Origin of the sequence: Tropicimonas sp. (assembly GCF_047971885.1) — a bacterium.
In the GTDB taxonomy this organism is placed as follows: Bacteria; Pseudomonadota; Alphaproteobacteria; order Rhodobacterales; family Rhodobacteraceae; genus Tropicimonas.
This window is the reverse complement of sequence record NZ_JBKEAE010000188.1, coordinates 1-3,564: the sequence shown is the minus strand read 5'-3', so window position 1 is coordinate 3,564 and position 3,564 is coordinate 1. Positions and strand designations below refer to the sequence as shown.

Sequence of the window (3,564 nt, the reverse complement as noted above, 5' to 3'; positions counted from 1 at the left end):
TTCTCGGGCCCGTGGCCGACATCGGGGGCGAGTTCCCCGATCTTGTCGAGGGGCTGGGCCGCTCGGTCAGGGACTGGCTGGAGGAAGCCGCTGAAGGGCGCGGGCTTGCCCGGCCCGAATTTGTCCGCGCGAGCGTTCCGGATAAGGAACTCTACCTCCAGATCACGCTCGGCCGTGTCGTTGACGATGAAGGAACCACACTGGTTGCGGTGCTGTACGATGCGACCGAACTGAAAACGCTTGAGGCGCAGTTTGTCCAGAGCCAGAAGATGCAGGCGATCGGCCAGCTTGCCGGTGGTGTGGCGCATGATTTCAACAACCTTCTCACTGCCATCTCGGGGCACTGCGACCTTCTGCTGCTGCGGCACGACCACGGCGATCAGGATTACGGCGATCTGGTGCAGATCAACCAGAACGCCAACCGGGCGGCGAGCCTGGTTGGCCAGTTGCTGGCATTTTCCCGCAAGCAGAACCTGCAGCCGGAGGTTCTGGACCTGCGCGACACGCTGTCGGACCTGACACATCTTTTGAATCGGCTGGTCGGTGAAAAGGTTTCGCTGTCGCTGAAACACGATCCGGGTCTCAGGCCGATCCGGGCCGACAAGCGGCAACTCGAGCAGGTGCTGATGAACCTTGTCGTCAACGCGCGTGACGCCATGGGAGAGGGGGGCGAGATCCGCATTGAAACCGAAAGCAAGCATATCGAGGCGCCGTTGTTGCGGGACCGTGCGACCCTTCCGGCCGGTGATTACGTTGTCGTGCGCGTATCCGACGAAGGTGTCGGCATCCCGGCCGACAAGCTGACCAAGATTTTCGAGCCCTTCTTTACAACCAAACGCACCGGCGAAGGGACCGGGCTGGGCCTTTCGACGGCCTACGGTATAGTCAAGCAGACGGGCGGATATATCTTCGTCGATTCGATCGTCGGCTCGGGAACGACTTTCTCGCTCTATTTCCCCGCCTTCGACCGTGCCGTATCCGGTTCCGGCGATCCCGCTTTCGCCGCACCCAGGCAGATGCTTCAGCAGGAGGGCGGGGTGGTGTTGCTGGTCGAGGACGAAGCCCCGGTCCGCGCCTTTGCGTCGAGGGCGCTTCAGTTGCGGGGCTTCACCGTTCTCGAGGCGGATTCGGCCGAGGTGGCGCTCGAAATCCTGCAGGATCCTTCGCTGAAGGTGGAGGTATTCGTGACGGATGTGGTGATGCCGGGAATCGACGGCCCGACATGGGTGCGGGAAGCGCGAAAAACGCGGCCAGATGTGCGGGTGGTATTCATGTCGGGTTATGCGGAAGAGAGTTTCACCGGCGATCAGTCGCGTATTCCGAACTCGGTCTTCCTGCCCAAGCCGTTTTCTCTCAGTGAATTGACCGCAATCGTCAGCCAGCAGATCGGCTGAGACTTTTGCGACATGCCAGGCCGGACGAGAGCCGCTTGCGACACCGGCAGAATCTTTCCTGTGTAATGGGTTCGCCGCCAAGCCCCGGCGCCGGATGACAGGGTGTCGCCCGTATCGGTGCTGCGGTGTTCACGAGACGTTAATACTGTCATGAGCAAATCGATCCACTCGATTTGACTTGAAATGTTCTCTTGTTGCACTCATAAGTCGAGAACAATAAGCGAACAAAGCGGTCATTGCCGCAGTGATCGGGCTGTGAAATAAGGACGGAACAATGGCGATGGCGAACCTTCTCGACATGACAGACAGACAGAATTCGGACAAGCAGAAGGCGCTTGAAAGCGCTCTGGCCCAGATCGAACGCCAGTTTGGCAAGGGATCGATCATGAAGCTTGGCGCGGAAAATGCCGTTGCCGAGATCGAAGCGACCTCGACCGGATCGCTTGGACTGGATATTGCGCTTGGCATCGGTGGATTGCCCAAGGGGCGGATCGTCGAGATATACGGTCCCGAGAGCTCGGGCAAGACCACCCTGACGCTTCACTGCATCGCCGAGGAACAGAAGAAGGGCGGGGTCTGCGCCTTTGTCGATGCCGAACATGCGCTCGACCCGCTGTATGCGCGCAAGCTTGGTATCGATCTGGACGAGCTTCTGATCTCGCAACCGGACACCGGCGAGCAGGCGCTCGAGATCACGGATACGTTGGTACGCTCGGGGGCCGTCAGCATGGTGGTTGTCGATTCGGTTGCCGCGCTTACACCGAAATCCGAGCTTGAGGGCGATATGGGCGACAGCTCGGTTGGTGTGCAGGCACGCCTGATGAGTCAGGCGATGCGGAAGCTGACCGGCTCCATTTCACGCTCGAAATGCACCGTGATCTTCATCAACCAGATCCGGATGAAGATCGGCGTCATGTTTGGCAGCCCGGAAACGACCACGGGGGGCAATGCGCTGAAGTTCTACTCCTCGGTGCGGCTCGATATTCGCCGGATCGGCGCCATCAAGGACCGCGACGAGGTTGTCGGAAACGCCACCCGCGTGAAGGTGGTGAAGAACAAGGTTGCCCCGCCGTTCAAGCAGGTCGAGTTCGACATCATGTATGGCGAGGGGATCTCGAAGACCGGCGAGTTGCTCGACCTTGGCGTCAAGGCCGGCGTGGTCGATAAGTCCGGCTCGTGGTTCTCTTACGGGGATGAACGGATCGGGCAGGGGCGCGAGAATGCGAAGGCGTTTCTCAAGGAGAATCAGACCATTGCACTGGAGATCGAGGACAAGATCCGCGCCGCGCACGGGCTCGATTTCCATGCCAGTCCCGAAGACGACGAAATTCTCGAAGACTGAAATCGGGCCGGGGCATGATCCGGCGACGCGGTGGGCCGCAGGGACTGATGCCTGACTGCGCGTTGTCCGGTGGTCGAGAAAGATCCGCATCAACAGGGCCGGATGTCGTCGCGCCTGCCAGTGGACAGCCTCTGCCGGGGCGGCTACATCTGCGCGGCAAAGCCGCCGGAGACGAAGATGCCCAGCCTGAACGATATTCGCACGACTTTTATCGATTACTTCCGCCGCCAGGGCCACGAGGCGGTGGAAAGCTCACCGCTTGTGCCGCGCAACGACCCGACGCTGATGTTCGCCAACTCCGGCATGGTCCAGTTCAAGAACCTGTTCACCGGCATTGAACACCGCGACTACAAGCGCGCCACGACGGCGCAGAAATGCGTGCGCGCGGGCGGAAAGCACAACGATCTCGATAATGTCGGATACACGTCGCGGCATCACACCTTTTTCGAGATGTTGGGGAATTTCTCGTTCGGCGACTATTTCAAGGAACTGGCGATTCCCTTCGCCTGGGAGATGGTCACCAGGGAACTGGGAATAGACCCGGGGCGGCTGCTGGTGACTGTGTTTCACACCGATGACGAGGCCGCCGACCTGTGGAAAAAGGTGGCCGGCCTGCCGGACGACCGGATCATCCGCATTCCGACCAACGACAATTTCTGGATGATGGGGCCCACGGGCCCCTGCGGCCCGTGCTCCGAGATATTCTATGACCACGGCGACCACATCTGGGGCGGCCCTCCGGGATCGCCCGACGAGGACGGCGACCGCTTCGTCGAGATCTGGAACCTCGTCTTCATGCAATACGAGCAGTTCGAGGATGGCCGCCGC

The 3,564-nt window shown here is 60.5% G+C and carries 3 protein-coding genes; all 3 read left to right on the top strand.

The annotated features are described in order from the left end of the window. Positions 1-1,394 (top strand): ATP-binding protein (locus ACK5IR_RS16030; RefSeq protein WP_416930262.1); only part of this gene is annotated, 1,394 nt, incomplete at its 5' end. A gap of 274 nt (positions 1,395-1,668) precedes the next feature. Continuing rightward, positions 1,669-2,736, top strand: a complete 1,068-nt coding sequence (gene recA / locus ACK5IR_RS16025; protein ID WP_416930260.1) for a recombinase RecA — start codon at positions 1,669-1,671, stop codon at positions 2,734-2,736. 177 nt (positions 2,737-2,913) lie between these two features. Further along, positions 2,914-3,564 (top strand): alanine--tRNA ligase-related protein (locus tag ACK5IR_RS16020; protein ID WP_416930258.1); only part of this gene is annotated, 651 nt, incomplete at its 3' end.